14 protein-coding genes and 1 pseudogene are annotated in these 22,415 nt (G+C 58.7%); all 15 read right to left on the bottom strand.

Annotation, left to right across the window (positions count from 1 at the left end):
• Window positions 1–71: 71 nt before the first annotated feature.
• Complete coding sequence (locus AC6RUA_RS18545) at window positions 72–2,330, bottom strand: Piwi domain-containing protein (protein WP_499815957.1); 2,259 nt, start codon at window positions 2,328–2,330, stop codon at window positions 72–74.
• A 106-nt stretch (window positions 2,331–2,436) separates the two neighbouring features.
• Window positions 2,437–3,697: pseudogene (locus AC6RUA_RS18540) on the bottom strand (phage NrS-1 polymerase family protein).
• A 140-nt stretch (window positions 3,698–3,837) separates the two neighbouring features.
• Window positions 3,838–4,806 carry a hypothetical protein gene (locus tag AC6RUA_RS18535; protein WP_499815956.1) on the bottom strand — a complete coding sequence of 323 codons (969 nt, stop codon included), beginning with the start codon at window positions 4,804–4,806 and terminating at the stop codon, window positions 3,838–3,840.
• A 59-nt stretch (window positions 4,807–4,865) separates the two neighbouring features.
• On the bottom strand, window positions 4,866–5,345 hold the full coding sequence (locus AC6RUA_RS18530) for a hypothetical protein (RefSeq protein ID WP_499815955.1): 480 nt from the start codon (window positions 5,343–5,345) through the stop codon (window positions 4,866–4,868).
• An 869-nt stretch (window positions 5,346–6,214) separates the two neighbouring features.
• Window positions 6,215–7,729: a primase-associated protein gene (locus tag AC6RUA_RS18525; protein ID WP_499815954.1), complete on the bottom strand. Its 1,515-nt coding sequence runs from the start codon at window positions 7,727–7,729 to the stop codon at window positions 6,215–6,217.
• The gene (locus AC6RUA_RS18520; RefSeq protein ID WP_499815953.1) at window positions 7,726–8,619 is read right to left on the bottom strand and encodes a bifunctional DNA primase/polymerase; all 894 of its coding nucleotides are present in this window, start codon (window positions 8,617–8,619) and stop codon (window positions 7,726–7,728) included. Before AC6RUA_RS18520 ends, AC6RUA_RS18525 begins: the two co-directional genes overlap by 4 nt.
• A gap of 2 nt (window positions 8,620–8,621) precedes the next feature.
• Window positions 8,622–12,806 (bottom strand): ATP-binding protein, encoded by a 4,185-nt coding sequence (locus tag AC6RUA_RS18515; protein WP_499815952.1) that lies wholly within the window; start codon window positions 12,804–12,806, stop codon window positions 8,622–8,624.
• Window positions 12,766–15,003, bottom strand: a complete 2,238-nt coding sequence (locus tag AC6RUA_RS18510; RefSeq protein ID WP_499815951.1) for a VirB4 family type IV secretion system protein — start codon at window positions 15,001–15,003, stop codon at window positions 12,766–12,768. The genes AC6RUA_RS18515 and AC6RUA_RS18510 overlap by 41 nt, the downstream gene beginning before the upstream one ends.
• Window positions 15,003–16,019, bottom strand: a complete 1,017-nt coding sequence (locus tag AC6RUA_RS18505) for a TraC-like domain-containing protein (protein WP_499815950.1) — start codon at window positions 16,017–16,019, stop codon at window positions 15,003–15,005. Before AC6RUA_RS18505 ends, AC6RUA_RS18510 begins: the two co-directional genes overlap by 1 nt.
• Window positions 16,020–16,025: 6 nt before the next feature.
• Window positions 16,026–16,412 (bottom strand): hypothetical protein, encoded by a 387-nt coding sequence (locus tag AC6RUA_RS18500; RefSeq protein WP_499815949.1) that lies wholly within the window; start codon window positions 16,410–16,412, stop codon window positions 16,026–16,028.
• A gap of 145 nt (window positions 16,413–16,557) precedes the next feature.
• Window positions 16,558–16,905 carry a toxin-antitoxin system TumE family protein gene (locus tag AC6RUA_RS18495; protein ID WP_499816060.1) on the bottom strand — a complete coding sequence of 116 codons (348 nt, stop codon included), beginning with the start codon at window positions 16,903–16,905 and terminating at the stop codon, window positions 16,558–16,560.
• Window positions 16,906–16,991: 86 nt separating this feature from the next.
• Window positions 16,992–17,525, bottom strand: coding sequence for a DUF7342 family protein (locus AC6RUA_RS18490; protein WP_499815948.1), 534 nt, complete (start codon window positions 17,523–17,525; stop codon window positions 16,992–16,994).
• A 107-nt stretch (window positions 17,526–17,632) separates the two neighbouring features.
• Window positions 17,633–18,346: an ATP-binding protein gene (locus AC6RUA_RS18485; RefSeq protein ID WP_499815947.1), complete on the bottom strand. Its 714-nt coding sequence runs from the start codon at window positions 18,344–18,346 to the stop codon at window positions 17,633–17,635.
• Window positions 18,347–19,068: 722 nt separating this feature from the next.
• Window positions 19,069–20,535 carry a TrbL/VirB6 family protein gene (locus AC6RUA_RS18480; RefSeq protein ID WP_499815946.1) on the bottom strand — a complete coding sequence of 489 codons (1,467 nt, stop codon included), beginning with the start codon at window positions 20,533–20,535 and terminating at the stop codon, window positions 19,069–19,071.
• Window positions 20,536–20,596: 61 nt separating this feature from the next.
• The gene (locus AC6RUA_RS18475) at window positions 20,597–22,153 is read right to left on the bottom strand and encodes a DUF8186 domain-containing protein (RefSeq protein ID WP_499815945.1); all 1,557 of its coding nucleotides are present in this window, start codon (window positions 22,151–22,153) and stop codon (window positions 20,597–20,599) included.
• Window positions 22,154–22,415: the final 262 nt, after the last annotated feature.

Raw genomic sequence — 22,415 nt, 5'->3', positions numbered from 1 at the left:
GATAGGCATCAGGCTGATAAAAAGGCCGATATGAGAAATCTTGCCGGGGAGGTCGGAGTCATCTCCAGACTTCAGAGATACGCGGGTCCGTCGATGACACTCCCTGGGTCAGCGAATCCGTCACGGACGTACGACGCCGCCTTGTCAGCGTAACTAATAGGTACGGGTAGTCGGGTGGAGCGCGATGGACTGCCGTAGTGGATCTCTGAGAGCCAGTAGGCCTGCTCGGTCAGTGTCTCAATATTCGTTGGCCCCGAGTCCTTCCAGAGTCCGATCGTTCGAGGTGTTCCATTCGTATTGTCTGGTTTACAGTCGGGGACGCCCCATGAGTGAATAACTGACCGCTCGCGTTCGGAGTCGATGAACGCTACCCCCTTGTCCGCAATTCTCCACCCGTCTCGATCAAAGTGGCCGATACGTGGCTGCCCGGATTTCCGAACTCCTACCAGATCGAACGTCACGTCCACATCGGATAGCCCGGCTCTGATGGCCTCAACGTCCTCGTATACTTTGCCATCACGGAGAGTGGTTATGTGGTCAATGCTGTAATCTGCAGCCCCATCGAAATCATATGCCAAGTCACGGACGATCTGTTCAACGTCTTTTGCTCGGAACTCTTCACCGTCTTGGAACGTCGTGAACTCCGCTGCAAACGTAGCCCCGTCAGGGAGAACAACAGAAGCGGAAGCACCTGCGTGCTGACCGTTCTTACGGGTGACGTCCAACGCAAGGAAAGCATCAGTCTGTCCAGGTAGGCCGGCCACCTTCCATGGCGTACCACCTGCTTTCGTCACGATCGCGCATAGAATGTTTGCGAACGTACTATTCGCCGGAGAGGAAGTGGTCGTCACCAACTGGCGTGCCGTGTCGGTGGTCATCATCTGCGTGGGAATCCCTTGCCGCATTAAGCGGCGTTTCAACTCGTTGAAGGGGTCCTCTATCATACCCAACGAGGCAACCTCGTCTTCATCAGGCACTACTACGACTGCCACGTCGGTGTCCTCAGGGACGCGATTGGCCGTCTCAGTATAGTTCGAAATCGGGCCGGGGTCGTATTCTATACCGCCGGTAACACCTGCTGGTGCGTCAATGGCAGCCAACCCGCGAGCAATCGCTTCTGATAGACCATCACGTATTTCGTCGAACGCGTTGGTCGACGGTGCAACGATACGAACACGATACTGACCGGGTGGCTGGTAGACCCCATGTGTGAGAACATCTTCGCGAGGAGAATCACCCCGGTTACCTGCCCCGAATACTAATCGTGGCTCGCTCCGATCTCGGTAGGCTACTCGGTCATACCCACGTGTCGACAGCGTCGGGGTGAACTCAGCATCTACTGTCGGTAGCCGACCTAATGACTGGACAAACGAACGAGCAATCTGATATCGCTCTTCAGGAAGAAGACTCTTCTCAGTAGTAAATCGGCTGTGGAACTCGTAGTCCTCGTCTTTGACTTGGCTTAGCGAGGTGACTGGTGAGAGAACGTGCGGTAGTTGATAGCGCTGCTGATTTCCATACAATACTTCCAGCAATCGAGGATTGTCGTCTCGGAGCTGCTCACCCAACTCTTCGTCGATGGTTCCTCTGTGATAGTTGGCGATTGAGTCGCCTACCTCGGGAATTCGGTCGGTGTAGTGATAGTCGGCCCACCCAATCACCGTAGCTGTTCCCTCGGTGTCGTACTTGCTTAGGTCGTGTTCCGCCTCCAGTTGAGGAGGATCTTCGCCAGGTGTTAGAATATTATCAAGCGTGGTGAGGGCGCGTTGTTCGTGGCCAACCTCAACGTGAAGGAGTGGGACTCCATCAGTGGTTATCTCAATCGAGCAATCATAGGTATGGTGAGCAGCGAAATTACCAGAGTCGCTGGTCCACACTGGCTCTCTGCTGCTGATCTCGTCAACGAACTGGAATTCGAACTTGGAATCGGGAATCGCTCGACGGAGGTCGGACTGGACGATGTCACCCAGATCATCTCGATTGGCTGGACCCGCTGGGGTGAGTGTCCTACGGTCCACTTCAACGGGGGTCACAGTCCGGTTTCTAATTGAGACCGACTGGGAAAGAGGTCGTGGGGCGAGCACACGTAGTGGTCCGGCCTGTGCTAACGGTGTCCCATGATGTCTGTCGAGTGCCCACCGTGCCTTCGCCGTGAATCGTTGGACGTCGATATCATCAGGGACGCCACCGTCAACATCAAGCCGGTATTCAGTCACATCGACTGGTGAGAAGCTCTCCGTTGCCTCAAACAGCAGCAGGGTGGGACCAGGCCTGTCAACTGGTTCGTCGGTAAGCCAGCTGGTTTCTGCTGACCCCTGAGATGAGGGCATACTCCTACTTTGAATATGATAATAAAACTCCTTTGCCGATCGATGAAATACAACCTGCCCACACTCCAACCGGGGTAGGACGAAGACAGTTCTATTCGACCCCGTTCTATGCTTCAGTTCTCCCGGTGAATCTCTTTACTTGGCTCCATACTGAGCCATCGTCGTCATTCGGTTCGGCTTGTCCACTGGATTCATCGGGGTCCGATTCCTCTGAGTCGGACGACGGCTGAAGCATTGTGAGTTTTGCTTTGAGCGTCCCGATACGTTTGCGTTGTTCGTCGACGGTCTGCTCTCGCTTCTCGAGTTTGCTCGTGAGCAACTAGTTTCGTTCCTGCAGGTAGGCCGTACGTCCCACTCTGTGGCGCCGCTGTTGGCTCTGTGGCTGGCTGTGACGACGTCGTTTCGCCGGTCGATGGAGAATCGGACGGTTCGTAGAAGTCGGAGGTGTTGTTGATCGCACGCTTGACCGTTCGCTCGCCGTAGGTGTCACCGTTCGAGTAATGGACGTCGTTCCACTTCTCTCGATAGAGATGCGACCGGCGAAACAACTGGTCGACGCGCATCGCATCGCCACCTGTCCAGAACGCGAGTAGACAACACAGCGCCATGTCCGCCTCCGACTGACTCGGGTAGCCACTCGTCCCGCCTCGCCACAGTCGGTCGAATTTCTCGCCGTTCCCAGCGTTCCGCGCTTTCTCTAGCAACTCATCATCAGAGAGATCGACCTCCGTCACCGCCTCGTTCGGCAGACCGACTGCTTCCGTATCCACCGAATGGATTGACTCCTCAGAGGAGTCGTTCCCACTATCTATCGACGGCTCCTGGACGTATTCACGATAGACCGCGTCAAGCGCTTCCTGCCGCTCGTTCACCGTCTGTGGCTTGACGTCGACTCGGTCGCCGGTCATCGTGAAAAAGCGCGCCGAGTCGTACATCTCCACGCTCCCGTGGCGATTCCTCCCCTCTGGCAACTCCCCTTCGATCAGCACGTGGAACCCAGTCCCCGACGGTGAGATTTCGGTATAGGAATCGAGTCGATTCACGATATCGCGAGCGTCGTCGTCGATGCTCGATGTCTCCGGGTCGCGGCAGTCGTCGAGGTCGATCCCGACGAATGGGTCGTCCGCATTAAACACGAAGCCGAGTCCATCCGCCTCGTCACTTCGACTGTATTCCAGTGCCGTCTCGAAGTCAGTCCACGTCTCCGAGTCGGTCGACGATGCGAACCCACCCGTCCCTGGCGTCGCCGGAATCTTAGTTGGCCTACCGCCGCGCTCCGCTTTGCGCCAGCAGATCCACTGGTCGATGTCGACGAGTCTGGTCGGGAGGTTCGCCCACCTCTGAGTGTGCTGATGTACTGGTATCATTCTGAGTTCGGTCTCTTGCAGCTCACCAACAAACTCGCCTCTGCGGACGCTCACCGCTGTCCATCAGTCGTGGTGGCGCTCGACCACAAGGAATAGGAGTGCGTCTCGGTAGCTATCGATCGCCTCGGAACGGCTGTAAGCTACCGGGAGAGAATCGCCTTCGGTGCCTGCTCAAGACGATACGAGGGGCGCTGAAGGATGAGTTCGGTAACGTCGGCTGCAATTGACGACCATGGGTGGTCCTCCCGGTGGAAGAGGTCAGCGACAAATTCTGTGCCAAAGTGGTCCTTTCCGGCGAGGATGAGCGCCCCACCGACGTTGTAGTCGTAGTCAACGAGGTCGATCCCCCAGCGGACCGACGGAAGGATCGACCCGATGACTCGGCCGATCCCATCCGACTGGAAACGGTCGATCTCGTCGTCAGTTAGCCCAAGTTCGGTGAGATCGGCCGTAGTGAGGCCGGAGTGTCGGCATTTGATCGTGGCGTATCCGGCGAGTTGGAGATAGAGTCGGTAGTCGCTGGCGATGTTGTGCCAGTCTGAGTAGCCGCATGTGTCTGCGAGGTGATCGAACGCGAGTGTTCGAATGCTGGCGTCTGCGCCTTCCCTGAAGAGTGGGTGGTTGAACGTGGGGCTGTCGAACACGTCTTGGTAGGCGTGGAGCAGTTCACTGGCCAGCGCAAGCGCGGCGTTCGGTTTGCTGAGTGACGTCCGAGAGACGCCGATCACACCGGTATAGGGGTTGTATCCGCCGTTGAAGCTGAGCCAGGTGCGGATCGGATGTCGCAGATCGAGACGGAAGTCGGCGAGCAGCTGACCGACTGAGAAGTCGTATCGGAGATTCCGTTGCCAGTACTCCCGATACGGTGTCGAGTTGACCCCAAGCAGGTCGTCATAGAAATCGAGTAGAGTATTGAACCAGTTGATGATATCAGCTTGCTCCGCCCTCAGAGGAGAATCGGCCTCATCATCGTCGATGGCGTTAGAAGGAGAGGCGTCGTCCTGTGTGACCGGGACACTAGTAGTCCGCCGAGAACGGTACGTCGTGATGCGAGACTGGAGCTGGTCACGGAGTACCGCTAGAACGCGGTCAACATCGCCCTCAGTCATTTAAATCACTACAGATGTATTCTGACGTGGTCGTATGGATATTTCGGTACAGGGCGTCGCTATAGCCCAATGACGGCCACTACCACTGTCAGGACTAGGAGTGCAATCCACGGCTTCATGTTCCAGAGATGGTGGGCAGTCGTCCTACACAGTTGCTTCACCTGTTTCCGAAGGACTGCATGCCGCTCTGCCGCCAACGCCTCCACCTCGTCGTAGTAGTCGTGCTGGTCTGCAGGGAGTGTCCGAAGGACTGTCTCGCACTCCCCACATGTGAACTCGAATTCTGCGCGAACGTGCTGCCGGCGGAATTCTTGTTCGCCCCCCTCATCGTAGCTGGTCACCTCGTACACGAGGAGCTTCGAGACGAACCGACGTGCGCCACACTCCGGACACTGGTTCATCTCGAGCGTTGGGGCTCTGTCTGAGATGGCCTCAGTATCTGTCCGTCCCGACCGCGATGGCTCACTCTGATCTCGGGAACCGATCTGGGCGTCTGAAGACGATGCCTCTGTGGACTCGGAGTTGCTGAACGATGTCATTGGATCACCTGACGGTACTCAGTTCATCCACCCCCTCCATCTCCACCCGGGGTTCCACAGCAGAGTACTGATACTGAGCGCCGTCACCCTTACTGGCGCGATAAACAGAACCAGCATGTGCCCCAGCCTTTAGCTGATAGATGCTATCTGATACGACTCTATAAGCGACTACTACCTAGGAGGGTGAGAGCTGCCACCAGCACCGAGAGTAATCAAACGAACTTTCTCCACCCGTCTCGGCTCAACCACCGGCTTCTCCATCCATATATATCGGGTTTCTAGTACAACGTTGAGAGCGCAGTTCCATGCTATGCCGCTCGGGAGGATCCCGAAGGATATCTGTCCGGGTGCAGTTCGACCTGCCGTTTCGACTGCCCCGTGATACTGTATACCGAGTCGTATTCCGGCTATCTCTATCTTGATATATCCCGGATTCCTGTTCTGGTGTGTCTCTGTACATGGTCCCTGTTGCATTCGCCAGCCTTCTGTCCCCTGTACCCCCCTTTCTCTTTGGACGATATCGAGGGTGCAGATCAGAATATGACGACCTAATAATCGTGTATAGGCCCTTAGAGCTTCTTTCCGGGCGTCAAATCGTGTTTGCAAATAGTTCCACGCTCTCAGGCTAGTATATGCAACGTGTTCAGCGCTCTTACGACGGAATACGCGTCTTGAAGGGGATGATCCGAATTGAGGGCTCAATCGTGTTTGAAACGAGTTACTCATCCTATATGAAATCAGAGAGTAGGAAACGTCTCATACGCCTATTATTGCCGAGTATAGCGTCTAAATCGTGTTTGCAAAACGGGTTTAGACGGGTGAGAAAGTCTCCGACGAGATAGACCTCTATATTGTGATAAGATGAGGATCTACTTGGATCGCCGCGAGGCGTGGCTCGGCTGGTCGCTGATCTGGTCGTACATCTCATCAGGGAAGGGAAGGCTCCCGTAGATTGAGTAGGGGCACTGGTCACGCCCGATGCAGTATCGTTGCATATCATCATTTGAACAATTCATTGGCAGGGGGATTTCACCGCCGATGGTGTTGTCAAGTTCGTACCGGATCTGGTACTCGGTCGTCTCCTCGTCGTACCAAGGCCACCGGGAGAAGAACTCTTTCATATCGCTGATGAATTCCTCTGTTGTGGCGTCCCGGTACTGGGGAAGCCACCACGCCATTCGGACGAGATTGAAGAGGTCCTTTCGGACGGGCTTCTTCTCGTGAAGCCGTTCGTCCATCGCGGCCATGCACGGCAACTCAAGGAGATCCTCAAGGTCGTCGACGTGGATGGGCTGTGCCCCGTCGCTGTATTCAGTGAGTATGTAGCGATTCTCCCAGTCGTGTTCGACAGTCACGCTGGCGTGGGTCTGCATCGCGGTCAGTGTGTTCGCGACACTCCGGGGCGTCGAAAGCGAGTCGGCGGCTCGTTGCTCCCACGTTCGGTCGGGATCATATGCCTCAAGCGCGTTGTGAATCTCCCGAGCTTTTTGAGGTTCATCAAGCTGTGCGGTATCCTCGTCGGCGGCTTTGACCGCGTTGATGATAGTGCGGATATCGCGCTTCTGTCGGCTCCAGTTCTCCCAGATGCGGTGGGTCTGTCCGGCTTCGAAGAATCGGTCGATCCGGTCGGTGATCGCTGACTCGTTCGCGGTGAGCCAGCTCCGTTGCTTCGGAGTCAGCTCTTTCTCCTGGATGGCGAGTAGGCGTCCAAACGCGTCCTCGGCATACTCACGGTACTTCGCCATGAAATCCGATACAGGAACGTAGAGGTGATTGTCCTCAATGTGGGCTTGAATCTCGCCCTGCTGCGTCCCGTCGCTGTCTGCCCGAGCAAGGCATTTGCGTGAGGCGGCGACGAGCGGGATTTCGAGGTAATACCCCTCGCCGAACTCGGGGTGTGTCGTCACGTCAGTACAGACGCGACCGGGATGAACACCATCCTCACCAGGATCTTTCGCGTAGAGGATTTCGGAAATCGCCTGATGGAGCGACCAGTCGTCGTACTCGCGGACGAGCGAGGCGATGTTGTTGACGTAGAGTTCACGTAGATCGCCGAGGAGGGCGAGACGACGGGGTGGAGTGTCCTCAAGCTTCGGGTGATCCATGATACAGACCGCGCCGAGAGTCGTAAGCAGGGCAAGCGCTCCAGGATCGTCGACATAAGGATGCTCCGCGGCTTGCTCACGTGTGCTTGGCGCGAACGCCTCAGTGGTGAACCGCTCAATATCCGCGAGCATCTGTTCAGGCTGTTGCTCGCCATCGACCGTCCACCGTTGATATCCTCGCTCGAACAGTTGGGTCAGTTGGAGTTCGCTCTCGTCTCGGGGGAGTGCAGCGACTCGATACGCCGTATACTCGTCGTTTGCTGGGGTGTCTCGGCTCATGCGTCGAGGAAGTCAGGGGTGGCCTCAGCTCGGAAGTCGAACTCTGGACTGTCGATTGGCTGGACGATACGAGAGACGTCGGCGTGAAGTGAGTAGGGCAGGCGCATCACGCGCCGCCGGTCGGCGGTCACAACCGGGTCGATGGGAATTTCGTACTTGTCGAGCAGCAGGTCGTTGATGACCTCGCGACTTTGCTCGTCGTAGCGGTGTTCGCGATCCGTATCCAGTAGGTAGACGTGACAGCCTTGTCCCGAGTAGAGGACCATCGTCTCATCAGCCGCGAAGTCGTCTTCAAAGATCTCCTGGACAGTAAACCCGTAGTCGAGCGCTTGCTCAATGTCATCGAACGCGTAGGGGAATCCCTCCGGTGGGCTGTCGAGAATCCCGGTGGATCGGAGCTGTTCGGTTTCAATTTCGTCAGCTTCCCCATCGGTCGTTTCAGTTGAAGCGCGCTGTGCGGCGATGTCCTTCGCGTCGATATCGACTGCGAGTACCCACGGCCGCTCCCAGTGATCGAGTGCATAGTAGACTGCGTCCGGTCGGGGGTCCGGGCGGTCAACTATGTCTGGGTCGGCGAGCGCGTATCTGCTTCCCCCTGCGGGGTCGTGCCGGGCAGGGTACTGGATGAACTCGACCAGTTCCTTGCTCGACTCGAACTGCTGAGCGGTGCGATCGCCGGACTCAGCGGTCTGCCATGTGTCGCGGCGAATGAACGAGCGGTCGGGAGTGTTCTGCTGACGAACCGGGTACGGCTCCCGGAAGGCGATAGCGTACTGCTTGGGTCCTCCAGCTGTGAGGAACGATGGGAGCGAATCGAGTTGCTCGGGGAATGTCTGCGTGTAGTAGGTGCGGAGTTCGTCGCGAGTTGTCTCACGCCATGATGGAGGCACTGTTAGTCGGACACCTCCGTTTCGAGACTGCGGAACGTATGTAGTGCCTCCATTCCCGAATCGGCGTGTTCGCCGACCGCTGCGCGAAGCGAGCTAATGGTTCGTCGTTGAGTCGCACTCAACGAGAAGTCGATCTTCCCGGCGTCGGTGAGCGTCTCGATGATCTCGAGGATGAGGTCTTTGTCTTCACACGCCCAGACAGCAGTGGCGTCAGCGGTCGCCAACTTCTCGTAATCCGCGAGTAGCGCCTCAGGATTGTTGCTCGGGGTTTCTACTTCGCCGACCCACGTAAGGTCGTCTTCGGAGTCGAATCCAGCGACATCAAACACGGTATCCTCACTGTGCTGGTAGTAGGCTTCTGTTCGAGCTACGTCCTCTTGGTCAGCAAGCCACGCGTCCAAGAAGACGACACCCGCCTTGTGTGGAGTTTTCTCGCCGAGGTCGCCGACGCCCGGACTCGCTTCTAGCGACCGGTCCAAGAACTCCCGGCCGGCTGGAAGCACCGTGTAGTACTTTTTGCGGAACGACCGATGCTCCTCAAGGAACTCCCTCTCAACGAGCGTCTCCACATCGAGATCAGAGAATGGCTCTTTGAGTGCGGTCATGCTCTCTGTGAGCGAATACTCCTCGACGTGGTGATTCATCGCGTCTAGTACGAGGCCGAGGAAGGCGGCCTCGTCGCGCGTGACGCCTTCCTCGCGGAGGGTGTCATCCGGGATGCTCGTTGTAGCCTCTTTGAAGCGGGCGGAGTTCGGCTCCTCCTCGTTCGAACTCTGCTCTGATTTGGGTGGCTCCTCTGTCTCGTCGGGAGGAGTCGCACCGTGCTCACCAGTAGACCCATTGAGGGATGCAAAGTCTTGGAGCGTCACCTCAATCCCGTACTCCTCAGCGCGTTCGGTGATGCTCCCGAGTCGCGTAAACAGCTCACCAGAGGTCTCAGCGGTCGACCGAGCGCGCTTGGCAGCCACGAACACCTCATCCTTCGACGCGAACTGGCAGCACGCGCTCGCTTTCCGCTCCTCGGACAGAGCATACTCAGACCCACAGAGATCGCAGACGTAGCAGTCCGAGTCTGTGTCATAGCTCACGTGGTCGGGCATTGAATCCGCATTCGGAGGAGCCGCCGTCTCCGCCGAGGCTGATGCCGAATCAACAGCGTCAGTCTGGTTCTCTTGAACTGTCGTCTCCTGTTCGGCAGGCGAAGGCTCTAGGGCCTCCTGTGGCTCTTGGGGCTTGTCGCCAGCGCTACCGAACATCGGCGCACTCCCGATATCTCGTGGCTCACTCGACTCGGTGTCAGCTGGAGAGTCCGTCGGTGGGGAAGCTGCCTCGTTGTTCGGAGAGGCGCCTGTGTCGTCGCTCGTGCCGTTCGCACCGAAGAACAGGGCATCCGACGAACCACTATCGTCAGTCGCCTCAGCGGCCGCTGTGCCCTCGCTCGACGCGGGTGACTCAGTCACGTCGTCCCCAACTTCCTCAAGCGTGTCGCGGACCTCCTCGCGAGCAAATTCGTTCGTCTGTCCCGGGAGACTACACTCCTCCTGAGTCCGCCGCATCACACGCGGGACCGCCTGCTCCTCGAAGAGATGCCGATCATCACCCGAGAGCGGCGCATCACTCTCCGGGTGACCCTCGGGGATCGGGAGCGATGCAAGTGAGAATGGCGCCGGGCCCGTCTCTCCAAAACGTGGACTCGGCAACTGAGCGATCCACTCGCCGGCCGGCAACCGACTGACCCGGTTTCGGAACTCGGTCGTACTGAGGTTCTCGTGAGCCATCGACTCGGCGAGCTTCGCGTCGGTCGCGATATTCCCCACCAGTTTCGTCTTGACGTTGTTCAGGATCTCCGTGTACGCCCTGTCGGAGGTGCTGTACTGTGCCACCTGCTCGGGGTACTGGAGAATCAATCCGAGGCTCACGCCGAACGCTCGCCCCTGTGGGATGAACTGCTCGTAGACCAGCGACGAGGTGGCGATCGCCGCCGCCTCCTCAATCACCATATTCACGATCTGTTCGTCGTCACTGGTCTCGGCGTCGCGATGGTTTCCAGTCAACGACTGGCCGCCTCCCCGACGGCCCTGAACGGCGTCCCAAAGGTTACTCAGCAGGATCATCGTCAGCGCGTGCTGAGATTCCGCCCGGAACTCGCCGAGGTCGAAGAGGACGACTGCATCGCCCTCGACGAACTCACGGAAGTCGAACGTGTTGCCGACGTAGCTCGCGGTTTCTTCGTCCCAGTCGGGGACGTGCGTGAACATCTGGTAGAGGTGTTCATGTTCGACGAGCTTGTCGAGCCGATTCGCCGCCGCCCCCATCGTCTGCTGGAACTGGCGATCGTCGACCTGGCACTTCTGAACCAGTGACCGTTCGATGTGCGAGTTTGCCTCACAGAGTTCGGGCAGTTCCTTGTCCCGGCTCATCCGGAACACTGCCTCGATCAGGTCCTCGAGACTGAACGCGTCGTGGCCATACTCGCGGTCGAACAGCGCCTTGATCAGGAACGTGAGGATCTCGTTGGCGACGTACGCCGCTTCATGACGCTCCTCGCCGAGGATGAGTCGCATGATCTCGTGGAAGTGCTCAACCTTGTCTTGGACGGCATCCTCGCGGGACCGACCCGTCGCGAGCGCCGGGCGGATGTCGAAAAACGAGACGGCAGGCAGCGTCTCTGGTGCGTTGAAGTAGTAGATGTCGTCCAAGTTCCCGTACTTCGCGTAGTGGGCGTGGAGGTACTCTCCGGCCATACCGTCACCCTTCCCTTCTAAGAGGACTGTCGGCCCGTCGACGTGCTCGTCGATGGAGAGGATCTCGTGTTGAGTGGCGGTTGACTTCCCACTGCCCGTCGATGCTGCGCGAATGTAGCTTGTCGTTAGAAGACCCGGCGGAATGGAGATCGGCTGGTCGAGCGTGTCGTTGCGATTCCGGAGCGGCTTCCCGACTTCCATCCCCGGCCCGGAGAACTCCTCTAAGAGGTCGGGGTCCGGGAGCGGAAGCGGCTGGCGGAGTCGTTCCTTTCCCCGGGCACCGCGAGACCCCTCTGTGGTCAATGTCTGCGCGCTCGGAACAGCAATGAAGTTCGCGAGTTCGTCCGCGTTCAAGATGAGCTGAGGGCGGCGCTTCCCCATCGAGGACTGGTTGAACGAGCAGTTCACCAGCCGCTTCAACTCCTTCCACGCCGGGTTCCGAACGTTGGTCAGGCTCTTCGAGACGGGGCTCCCGTCGATATGATAGAAGTAGCCGTCAAGGTGATTGAACGCGTTCGCGAGCGTCTCGATGTTGTTCGCTGCCTGCGCTCGCGCTGCTTCGTCGGGATCCTCGGGAAGAGCAGCAACGGTGCGGAGATTGACCAAGAACGTCTGGGAGGGCCCTTTCTGGTCGATGAGCGCCTGTCGAGACGCCACCTCGCCACTGGCTGCATTGGAGGTCTGTTGGGTGCTCTCGCCAACGTTGGCCGGGTCACGACCACGCCGACGGTCTCGGACGCGCTCTTCGTCGGCGCCGTAGACCATGTCTTTGAAGCTGGTTTTCGCGGACTGGAGCGCACCGTCGTGCTTCGTTTCGATCTGCTCCTTCCGGCCCTCAGCGGCTCGCTGCCAGCTCCCGTACCGGGTGAACAGTACTTGTAACGCGGTGGGGGCTGTAGCTTCGGTCAGCCGTTCAACCGCTGTTGCGAGCGGTGCTCGCGCCGGGCTCTCTGAGTTGGTGCCTTCCTCTTGGACCTGTGAGTACTGCTTGAGCGGAGTCATCCAGTCGCGACTGCGCTCGCCGACGCCGCTCCACCGAGCGGCGACCGGCGTCCGGTCGGAGAGGGACACGTCAGTATCCTCGTCTCCGTCTCCCTGACCGCGCAGTTCTGCTCGCAGGTTGACCTCCTCTTCGTTAATCTCGTAGCTCGCTGGGTAGGCGGTCTGAAGTTCTGACTCGACGACCGACAGCATCTCCTCGTCGTCGACGCCGAGATAGAAGCGCACTGGCGCGTCGCTACCCTGCGTGAGTGCGAGGAACTCGAACGTCGGCGGGCTCTTTCGTGGGTCGTATTTGACTTTCCAGCCGGTTCGGAGCTTTCGCAACCCGGCCAGCCGAGAGACCAGATCCGCTGGGTCGACGCGTTCCCGCGCCGGTTCGATGCGGATGTACCGACGAGTCTCAGTCATCGGCCTCCTGGGATGCCGTCTGAACGCCCGCATCGGTTAGTAGCGATCGGGGGATGTCGTAGTCGTCGACGCGTCCCTCCTCGGCGAGATACTCGACGTCGTCAGCGTCGATGTAGCGTTGGTCGACGAGATACTCCCAGGGGTCTAAGTCGTCGTCCAGTACGTACGCCTCGTAGTCGTTGACGTGGAGGGCAAGCGATTTCGTCCAATCGTTGACTGCGAGCAGACACTCCGAGTAGCCAGCGTCCTCGCCCGTCTGAGCGGTCGAGATGAAGTTCTGCTCAGAGGGGGTGAGGCTGTGGAAGTTGACCATCGCGTCGCTGACCGACTCGTGGTGGAAGATCTGCTTGATGTCACAGAGGGTGTAGACGTTGCGTGACTTCTCCAGCGTCTCGTCGGACCGTTTGTCGGACTTCGCGATGAATTCATCGACCGTCTGTGAGATGAGCGTTATCGCCGTGTTGAAGTGGCGACTATGCCGGATAAGCAGGTCGATCATGTCGACCGTCGCCTCCCGGCGGAGCAGGTAGTGCGCCTCGTCGATGGTGACCTGCGTGCGGCGGTCGCTGCTCTGTGCCCGCTGGTAGATCCAGTCGAACATGACGTGCATGAACAGCGGTGCCTGCCCAGTGTCGGCGAACATCGACATGTCGATAACGACGAGCCGGTTGTCGAGTTCGACGTTCGTCTCGCCGGTCAGATTGTCGTTCTCGCCGCCCTGCTGGAACGCTTCGAGGCCGAGCAGAAGCTGATACGCGTACTGTTCGTCGACTTCCTTGAATCGGAGCTCCAACTGCTCGATCTCCGGGCGTACTCGCTCTTCGTTCGCGTCCTCGTGGAGTTCGATGAAGTCGGTCGGCTGCTCGCCGTCAGTGAGCGCGTGCAGGATATCGAGGACGTCCTGCATGGTCGGACTCGTGTTCCCGTGGGTCGCCGGGTCAGTGGTAATTCCGTACTTGAGATACGCGAGCCGAACAGACCGCCGGAGGATGCCCTCCTGCTCTTTGCTCAGTGACTGGTCGGCGACCGCCGAAAAGTGGGTGCGGAATAGCTCCATCACCGAGCGGAACTTGTTCTTGAAGGGGTCCTCGTCGACGTCGTCGACTCCTGGCTGGATTTCGAGCGGGTTGACCGTGTTCTGGCCGCCGAAGCGGATGACCTGCCCGCCGAGGTCGTTCGCGAAGTCGACAAAGTCGCCAACAGGATCGAGAACGAGCATCTCGATCTCGGGGTCCATCATCAGCCGATGGTACATCTCGTGTTTCTCGGCGAACGTCTTCCCCGACCCCATCTTCCCGGCGATGGCTTTCGAATACGACGAGAGCTGGAATCGGTCAAGGAGAACCGGTGTGTTCGTCCCGTCGAAGCCATAGAAGATCCCCTCCGGGTCAGCGACCGCCGGCTCGATGAACGGAAACATCGTCCCAACGGCGGTCTCCTGCATGAGCTGGGTCGCCTTGATCGGGTCGTCCCCCAACGGCGCGAGCGCGTTCTGTGATTCGACTTGGCGCTTTTCGAGCGTGACCGCATCCGCGTTGGTCCTCCCGAGCGACTCAAGGACTCGTTCAGTAGCGTCGTCAAGTTCCTGCTCAGTATCGGCGATCACCTCAATGTAGATCGCGAAGTCGAAGAGCTTGGTCTCGCCGAGGATGATGTCCCAGATGAGGTCTTTGACCATGTCGCGGTCGGCCTCGGCCTCGTGGGTGTTGGTCTGGTTCTTCTGATTCTTCTTGTGGAGGCGAGCCCGCAACTGCGTGAGGCGTTTCTGGAGTTTTCTGAGGACCGAACCGGTGTCGCGTGGTTCGATGTGTTGGGTGACGCGAACGTAGTCGTTCGTGGTATAGAGGTCCTCAAGCCAGCCGAGTGGTACGCGCTCGGGATAGCCGTGGATGGTCAGCGTGCGCACGAACTTGTCATTGCGGACCATGTACCCCGACTCGAAGAGATCCGAGACTTCCTGCAACTGCCGAGGGGCGATGATATCCCGGTCGGCAAGCGCCTGTTCAGTCTCGTCTTGGACGACGCCAAGTCGGAGTTGCCCCTCGTCGATGTCCTCGACTTCTAGTAGATGCTCCGCCTGTTCGCGAATGTTCTCCTTGGTAAGGTCGTCACCGTTGGCTTCGAGGATCTCGGCGGCTCGGTCGAACGTCTCATCATCAATGTCGTCGATGGTCCGTTCGCTACTCCCGACGGGAAGTTTCGACCGAAGCTGGTCAAGTCGGTCGCCCATCAATACTCACCCTCCGTCTTCGTCGCGTGGGAGAACTTCTCGAACTGCGGGTCAACGTGATTGTAGTAGTGGTAGAGGATCTCCATTGTCTCCTGACGGTCAGTAATGCGTTCGATGGATACGTCGGTCCGACCGAGGTTGTTCGTAATCCGACGTTGACGCTGTTGGATTTCTCGGACACACAGTTCCGTCCGGGCGCCCTCGTCGGAGTCGCCGACTGGCGTCCGTTCGATGAGTCGTGAGCAAGCTGTCCCAATGAGGGGGAGCGAGCTGAGCTGGCTTAACGCGCTTCCGGAGTCGAGGTCCTTGTTGACCTGGTCGGAATCGACGCGCGTGACGATGTAGAAATCGCGTTGCTTGAGGTCCTCGTCTTCGATGTTGGTGCTCGCCCACTGGATGTAGAACTTCCGTCCGTACTGGAGGATCGGGGACTGTCCCCGTGAGGCCATGCTCGCACCGGCGTTGTAGAAGTGTTCGAGGTGGCCAGTGAGGTCGAACGTTTTCGGATAGCAGGGGACGGCAACGCTGAATTCGAGCGACATGAGAAACGACATGTACGCGCTCATCGTCTCGCGTTTCTTCTCCTCGCTCAGCGAGAGCCACCCCTGTGGGTGGACCTTTAACAGGCCGATGTAGCTGTCGCCATCGACCGCGATGCCGTCGTCGCGGACGTAATCGAAGCCGAGCTTCTCTTGAGTGGTCGTGGCTTCGCCGAGCCGATTCTCCAAGTCGAAGTGGTCGCGTGCTCGTGCCCGTTCACGGGCCGTCGGGAGGTCCTGATCGATGTCGTCGAGGAAGCGATCGAGGGCACGGAGAATCTCTAAGTCCGAGTCGGGTGTATCCTCGGCGGTCTCTGTTTGAGTAGGGCCGACGTAGACGCCCTCAGGCGGGTCTGTTCCCGAACGGGTCGGGTCAGTGGGCGTGGTGTCTTCGTGCTCAACCTGCGTTGCATCTGCCGCCTCGTCCGTGTCGGGGGTAGTCTCGTCAGTCGTGTCGGTAGAGGATGTTGATCCCATCTACGATCACTCCGAGTCGGGGTCGTGGTCGGTTTCAATCGTCTCAACGTCGACGCCTTCCTGCCGGACGCCGACGACGTCTTGGACGGCGGGGGTCTCCGCTTCGGGCCGCGTACGCCGATTGTAGTAGGAGTTCGACGAGAGGTAGTACTCTGCGGCGGCCCGAGCGTAGCTGATCGGTCGCTGCCCAGCGGGGGCAACGAGCAAAATCAGAACGCCAACAGAGAGCCCAATCCCACCGGCGATCAAAAACAGCGTGCCGGTGAATCCGAGACTCTGGGCGATGCCGAGGGCGAGGAACGGGATGATGAGGACCTCGCCTACCTCCCGGGCGGTGAGGCCGAATATCAACTTCGTGTTGATGATTCGACCCGCAATAGGGAAGGTCTCCATACCCGAATTGTTCTAGAAGAAGGATAGTTAATAGTTTCCGTCTGCCGCCGTTTCTAACTAGATAGTATCTACGAGTAATGTATTTGAGTTGGAGGTAGAACCGAGCGTAGAAGGGAAGCTCGTGTTATCTCTTATCAATAGAAGCTCATTCTTCCCAGATCTCTCCAAGCCGACTGTCGACCCACGGAAGGACCACCGTCTCAAGCAATGCGGTCACCTCAGGGGGAAACTCGCGATCTTTGGCGTCAGCCGTCGCTGCAACCGGCAGCGGATGAAAATGGTCTCGTGTATTGTGGTCTTGCTCGTGTCGATCCCATCGGCACCGCCGGAGATCACCTCCATAATCCTCGAGATAGGAGACGTGAAACTCGCCGTTGGTGTAGACCCGGAGTTCGAGCCAGACCTCGTCGACGAGCTCAGGATAGTACGCGCTGTTGAGCGAGACGAGAAGGGTCTCCTGTTTGTTCGCGGGGAAGAGCGTCGTGCCACTCACCTCTTGCTGCCTGCCAAGGACTCGGCCGAGATAGCGGAGGAGTGCTTCGTCAACTGTCCGAGTTGGGTCGGGGCCGTCGGCCACAGTTAGGCGGTCTCCGACTCAGAGTCAGCGGCTCGCTGTCGACGCACATCTTCGAAGCGGCGAATCCGGCGCCGGATCGTTTCCCACTCGCTGAGGTCCATCCAGATGGTCTCAATATCGTCGTAGTCGGCGTGTTCAAGCGCGTCGACAGCGTCCGGACGGTCGGCCTCATACTGCTCTCGAAGTTCGCGCTCCCGCTCGGTGAGTTCTGTAAGTTGATCTCGAAGTTGGCCGGCCGAGAGCTGTTCGAGACGGCTTCGCTTTCGCCACTCGAAGTACGACTCGTTCCGCTGGTACGTGGCTGGGGAATCAGCGACCTGTTCAAGGACGCCGATCTCGTGGAGGCGTTCGAGATGGCGGCGGGCCGTGTCGGGAGCACAGTCAGCACGCTCCGCGATGACCGCCACCTTGGCCGGCTCGTACAGTTGGAGCGCAACGCGATAGACGCGTTCGTCGGCGGGTTCTCCCTCCAACTCGGTCGCAAAGTTACCGCTGAGGTCGAACTCGGCGGGGGGTTCGGAACCGGGGGTGGGCATACGGTGTGATTGAGCGGGTAGACTAATATAATTTCCTCGTGCCGATCTATTTCGTCTATCTGCGAGAGCAGCGGTGCCGCTCCGCTGGGTGGTGGCAGTGAGTACTCTCATTCGGACGTTCGGTCAGGGAAGGATTCGAGTAGCTCACGACGCGTGATTGCCTCTGCGTCACGCTCGGCCGCGTGCATGGCGGCGTCGTCGACGATCCCGACAATGTCGGCACTACTGAGACCCTCTGCCTGTTCGGCTAGTTCACTGTACGCGGCATCATCGAGACTGGTCGGCATGTCGCGGAGTCGGACACGGAAGATAGCCTCTCGTGCTTCCTGGTCGGGAAGACCGATCTCGTACTGTTGGTCGAAGCGACCACGGCGAGTGGCGGCCTCGTCGAGGAGGTCGGCGCGGTTGGTAGCTGCGATAACGAGGAAGTTCGGATCCTCGTCGTCGAGATGGGCGAGGAATTCGTTGACGACTTGGGCGTGTTCGCGATGGAGGTTGTCGTCACGTCCAGCGAGTAGCGCGTCGATCTCGTCGATGAAGATGACGCAGCGGGCGAACTGGTCGGCCTCGTCAAAGAGTTGGTTGACCTGCTCGGTCGATTCGTTGATCCAGCGGGATTTGATGTCCCCGGCAGAGAGTTCGAGGTAGGGGTGGCCGAGTTCGCCGGCGATAGCACGAGCGAACAGGGTCTTACCAGTTCCAGGCGGACCGTGGAGGAGAATACCATTTGGCGGTGAGACGTTGAACCGTTCGTAGGCCTCGTCAATTCGGGTGAGCGGGCGGATTACGGTCCGTTCAACTTCTGTCTTCAGCGTCTCCATGCCGCCGATGTCTGCGAATCGTGTATCTGGGGCGGTATCCCAATCATGAGTGTAGTTCGTGTTTGAGGACGAATCGTCCCTCCCACGTCTCGTTTCTTCGGTGGATTCAGTTGACTTCTCAGAGGTACCGGATTTGGTACGGCGTTTCTCTTGTGAGGCCGAAGAGTTGGTGTCCCCCGGATCTGCAGCTCGAAGATTGGCGTACATCATCATTGGAACGCATAGGAGCCAACTGAGCCCCATCAGCCAAGGGTTATCAAACAAAGCAGGTACTCGAAGCGAACGCAATCTCTCTGCGAGAACGGGCCAACCTTGCCCCCAAAGAGGGAGGAACCAGACAAGGGTGAGTAGAACTCCCCCGATGATGATCCCCAGAGACCACCCTTTATCGATCTCTTTGTGGCCTTCGCCAAATAGAGCGTCAACAGCTGTGAATGTCGAAATGGCGGCTATTAGTGGAAATAGAGGTACAGCAACTATACTGAGAAGTGCGGGAACAAGAGCGCCAATATGAGTTACCAGCCCATCTGCCGTTAGAACCACCCCTAACGGAACAAGCAGATAACAGATTGAAGAGATCGCTGTAGAGACGGCCAGAATGATTCCTGCTCGGAAGATATCTCTACTTCGTTCAGCGGTGGTAGGCATAGTGTGTTTCTGATTGCCCATGGATGTCTCGGTCTAAGACGTTCCGGTGTAGATCCGCCTGATCGGGTAGATGCTCATTTGGAGCGTTCCTTGGCCTCTGAACCACCTGTAAAGTCACTCAAGTTCTGTTGTTGTGAGGAAGCTTCTTCCCCCGTATCGACGACTGGGTCCTCTCGGTAGCGTTCCAAACCGGCTTCAGCCCAATCTACTGGCGATTGGTGGAGATTGCGTGTAGCGTAGTCTGTACCGGACTTCACGTCCTTGGCTGCTCGCATTCCGCCTTTCTTCAGAGCCTGACCGCCTTTCTTCGCGTCGTTGACTCTTTTCTCTGAGAGGTAATTCGTGGCTGCGCCTCCAACCGCCCCCTTCGTCCGTGCTGCAGTAGATCCGATCTTCTCGGCAGCAGCGTTCCCTCTTCCGCCAGTCGCCCAGTTATCCACCCCTGCTGCCCCGTGCCTCGCCTGTTCAACCAGGCTCGTTCGGGTTGACTGCTCGCTGGACCCACTCGTTGTCGAACTCTGTGAACTCGAGCTGCTTTTCGCCCTCTGTCGACCGGAGAGCCGACCCGGAGAGAGCCCAGCCATCGCCGCGGATTTGATGCCCACGAACGCGGGCGCCACGAGCCCGATCAGCCAGAAGAGGTATGCTTCGAGTATCTCACCGAACCCAGGGTCACTGGCCTGCGCTTGAGCGGCCGCCGTCTGCCCAGCCATGTCCGCGTAGGCACCCGCCGCCGCGGCGCCTGTCTGGAGGAGGCCGGCCATGATGATCCCCGCCAGCAACATATACGCCGTCGCACGGAGGGCCGTCTTCGCGATCTCCGAGGCGTATCGGAGCGGGCCGAAGTCCAAGAACAACATCGAACCGAGGACGGGAAGCAGGATGAACGTCGCACTGAACAGGAACTCTCGGAGGACGAAAATCCCGAGCGCCAGCAAAATCCCGGCGACCGAGACGAGACTCAAAATCAGCGCGCCGATGACGACACCAGCCCCCGACGCCGCCGCCCCGTCGAGACTCGACTTCAGTACTTCCGGGCCGAATGAGGTTCCGTAGTCGGTCGTGAAGATGTATCGGATGATCGCGTTCGTCAACACCAACCCGAAGTGCATGATCTGACGGCCGACAGCGACGAAGATGATCACCTTCAGCGCCTTCCAGACCAGCATGAAGTTCGTCACCTCGCGCTGGTCGGCGAACGGTTTGGTCGCGACGCCTGCCATCACCATGATGATGAGCAATTGGGGGAAGATGTCCAGATTGTGCTGGAACGCAGACTGGATCGCCGGGTCGGAGTAGGGGCTGTCGAAGAGGATGAACGTCCGCATCCCGTTGGCGACGAGATCGCCGATGAACCCGAGAATCCCGGTGAGGATGTAGGTGAAGAAATTGGCTATCCAGTCCGTGAACACGGCAGCGAGTGGAACCATCGTCGTGTCCACTGCCGGTGCTGAAAGGCCGTTCTGAATGGATGCCGGTGGAACGGGGCCGATACTCTCTCGGACGACGTCAACTGGAACGCGGAATCGTGATCCTATCATCAGATATTCTCCATGGGCTGGTAAGCGATTGCTGTGCGAGCGTCAGCGCCGAGAGGCGGGATCATCTGCCGCCTCCCCGTCGCATGTACGCGAACGGAACGAAGAAGATCAGAAACGCCGCCACCGAGAGCAGCGCTCCGGCGAAGCTACTGAGCATCTGGTAGATGTTGAACGGCTTCGGTTGGAACGCCACCTGTGTCTCCGTCGGGCCGTAGTATGCACTCTGGGAGGCATTGGCCACCCCAGGGAACGATACTGAGACGTAGAGGTCACGCCGCTCGACGACGACACTCCCGTCACCGTCCGTCGTCACGCGCCCTTCTGCAGCACCGCTCAACCAGAGGGGTCGGCCAGCAAGCGGCTGACCGTTGGCATCCGTGAGCTGGATTCGGACGTGCGTCTCGTTGAGGACTGTCGTCGATAAGCTCGTGTTCCGTTCACGAACCGTCTGGGTCGTCAGTGGAATCGAGTCGTTGTGGATATCCCGAACCTCTGTGATCGGATGGTCGACGTTGCTGATGACGACCGTCGTGACTCCTCGAGGCGGGACGGACGTGAGGTTCACATGCTGACCGAGAGGGGCTGCGCTATCTGAGAGGTTGAATCCGGTTACCTGGCTAATTTCCGGGGATCCCGTCACGCTCACGTTTCCAGTTTGCTGGAACGCAGGCTGGCGGCGTTGTGCGACGAGCCGCAACTCAAGCACGTTCGGGAACAGAACCGTCTGGCCGGACCGGGTCACGTTCGTGACAGGGGGAGCCGTCGTATCCGACTCAGCCGCCGAACGACGGACGCGTGTCGCATTGAGATACTGGCGCTGGGAGTAGACGCCCCAGACGTTTCGCACCCGCCCACCTTCGTCATCGAACTGCGCGTGACTCCAGAGCCGACGGTCAGAGAGTGCCCGTGATCCATTGAATCGGAGGATTACGTGCTTGACCTCGCCCGCTGAACGAACGAGCGTTTGGCTCACCGTGAGATTCTGGTTCGTTGTGACGACTGCAGGAGTACGGTCGCCCACCGTGTGGGAAACCGACATCATCTCGTTGGCGGTGAGGTTCGACAGCCGCCATCCACTCCGCTCACGGACGTACGTCGCCGTCTGGACGGCCAAGGTCGTATTGATGGTCGCGTTGACCTGCAGTGTCGTCGGCTCGGATGCGTTCGCCCCGGAGTAGGTGAGGAAACGCGGCGACGAGGAATTAGCCGCCCATATCTGGGTGCCGATCTGGACCGTGCGATTGACGCTCTGATTGATGAGAGTGTAGCTGCGGCACGTCCTCGTCTCATTAGTGATGGTACACGTGCGGTTCGGCACGCGCGTCGAATAATCGAGATAGGTCAAGACCGTCCCATTCCGCGGGATCAGCCAGCGGTCACTCTGGTTCGTCTCTCCCGTTCCGAGTTGAGTACGCGCTCCCTCAACCGTGCCGAGAAGCGTGATATGAGCGTTTGTAACGACCGTTCCGTTCGACAACTGCGAATCAGGCAGCCACAGCGTCGTCGATTCGTTGCGCTCAATTGCGCGTACCTGAGCACGACGATACTCACTCAGTGTCTGCTGGTCGTCCCCCACGTGATACGACGGCTGCGTCGTCCTGTAGGCGATGTCACGCATCCGACTGAGATTCGCTACGGAGATGTTCTCGGCCCGAACGAGATCGGTGATCCCCGTGAAGATGAACGGCGGGAGCGTTCCGGCCGCCGGGTCGCGATCATCCGAGATGAAAAGTCGAACTGCTTCATCTGAAGCGGTCGTAGCAGGCGGTGTGACAGCACTTCCAATCGGGACTGCAACGAGAGCGACGAGGAAAAGCCCGGTAAGCAGTCGACGGGGGATCATAGATTGCTGAGGGAGGAAATTTGAACGGAGAACCCGC

Source organism: Halorarum sp. SLYT50, from assembly GCF_059821265.1.
The sequence above is the reverse complement of the archived record's forward strand: the minus strand, read 5'-3'. Positions and strand labels throughout refer to the sequence as shown.

Excerpts from the sequence above, each read along its gene's own strand:
- AC6RUA_RS18545 (WP_499815957.1), bottom strand. The coding sequence starts at position 2,330 with ATGCCCTCATCTCAGGGGTCAGCAGAAACCAGCTGGCTTACCGACGAA.
- AC6RUA_RS18535 (WP_499815956.1), bottom strand. The coding sequence starts at position 4,806 with ATGACTGAGGGCGATGTTGACCGCGTTCTAGCGGTACTCCGTGACCAG.
- AC6RUA_RS18530 (WP_499815955.1), bottom strand. The coding sequence starts at position 5,345 with ATGACATCGTTCAGCAACTCCGAGTCCACAGAGGCATCGTCTTCAGAC.
- AC6RUA_RS18525 (WP_499815954.1), bottom strand. The coding sequence starts at position 7,729 with ATGAGCCGAGACACCCCAGCAAACGACGAGTATACGGCGTATCGAGTC.
- AC6RUA_RS18515 (WP_499815952.1), bottom strand. The coding sequence starts at position 12,806 with ATGCGGGCGTTCAGACGGCATCCCAGGAGGCCGATGACTGAGACTCGT.
- AC6RUA_RS18510 (WP_499815951.1), bottom strand. The coding sequence starts at position 15,003 with ATGGGCGACCGACTTGACCAGCTTCGGTCGAAACTTCCCGTCGGGAGT.
- AC6RUA_RS18505 (WP_499815950.1), bottom strand. The coding sequence starts at position 16,019 with ATGGGATCAACATCCTCTACCGACACGACTGACGAGACTACCCCCGAC.
- AC6RUA_RS18500 (WP_499815949.1), bottom strand. The coding sequence starts at position 16,412 with ATGGAGACCTTCCCTATTGCGGGTCGAATCATCAACACGAAGTTGATA.
- AC6RUA_RS18490 (WP_499815948.1), bottom strand. The coding sequence starts at position 17,525 with ATGCCCACCCCCGGTTCCGAACCCCCCGCCGAGTTCGACCTCAGCGGT.
- AC6RUA_RS18485 (WP_499815947.1), bottom strand. The coding sequence starts at position 18,346 with ATGGAGACGCTGAAGACAGAAGTTGAACGGACCGTAATCCGCCCGCTC.
- AC6RUA_RS18480 (WP_499815946.1), bottom strand. The coding sequence starts at position 20,535 with ATGATAGGATCACGATTCCGCGTTCCAGTTGACGTCGTCCGAGAGAGT.
- AC6RUA_RS18475 (WP_499815945.1), bottom strand. The coding sequence starts at position 22,153 with ATGCGTGACATCGCCTACAGGACGACGCAGCCGTCGTATCACGTGGGG.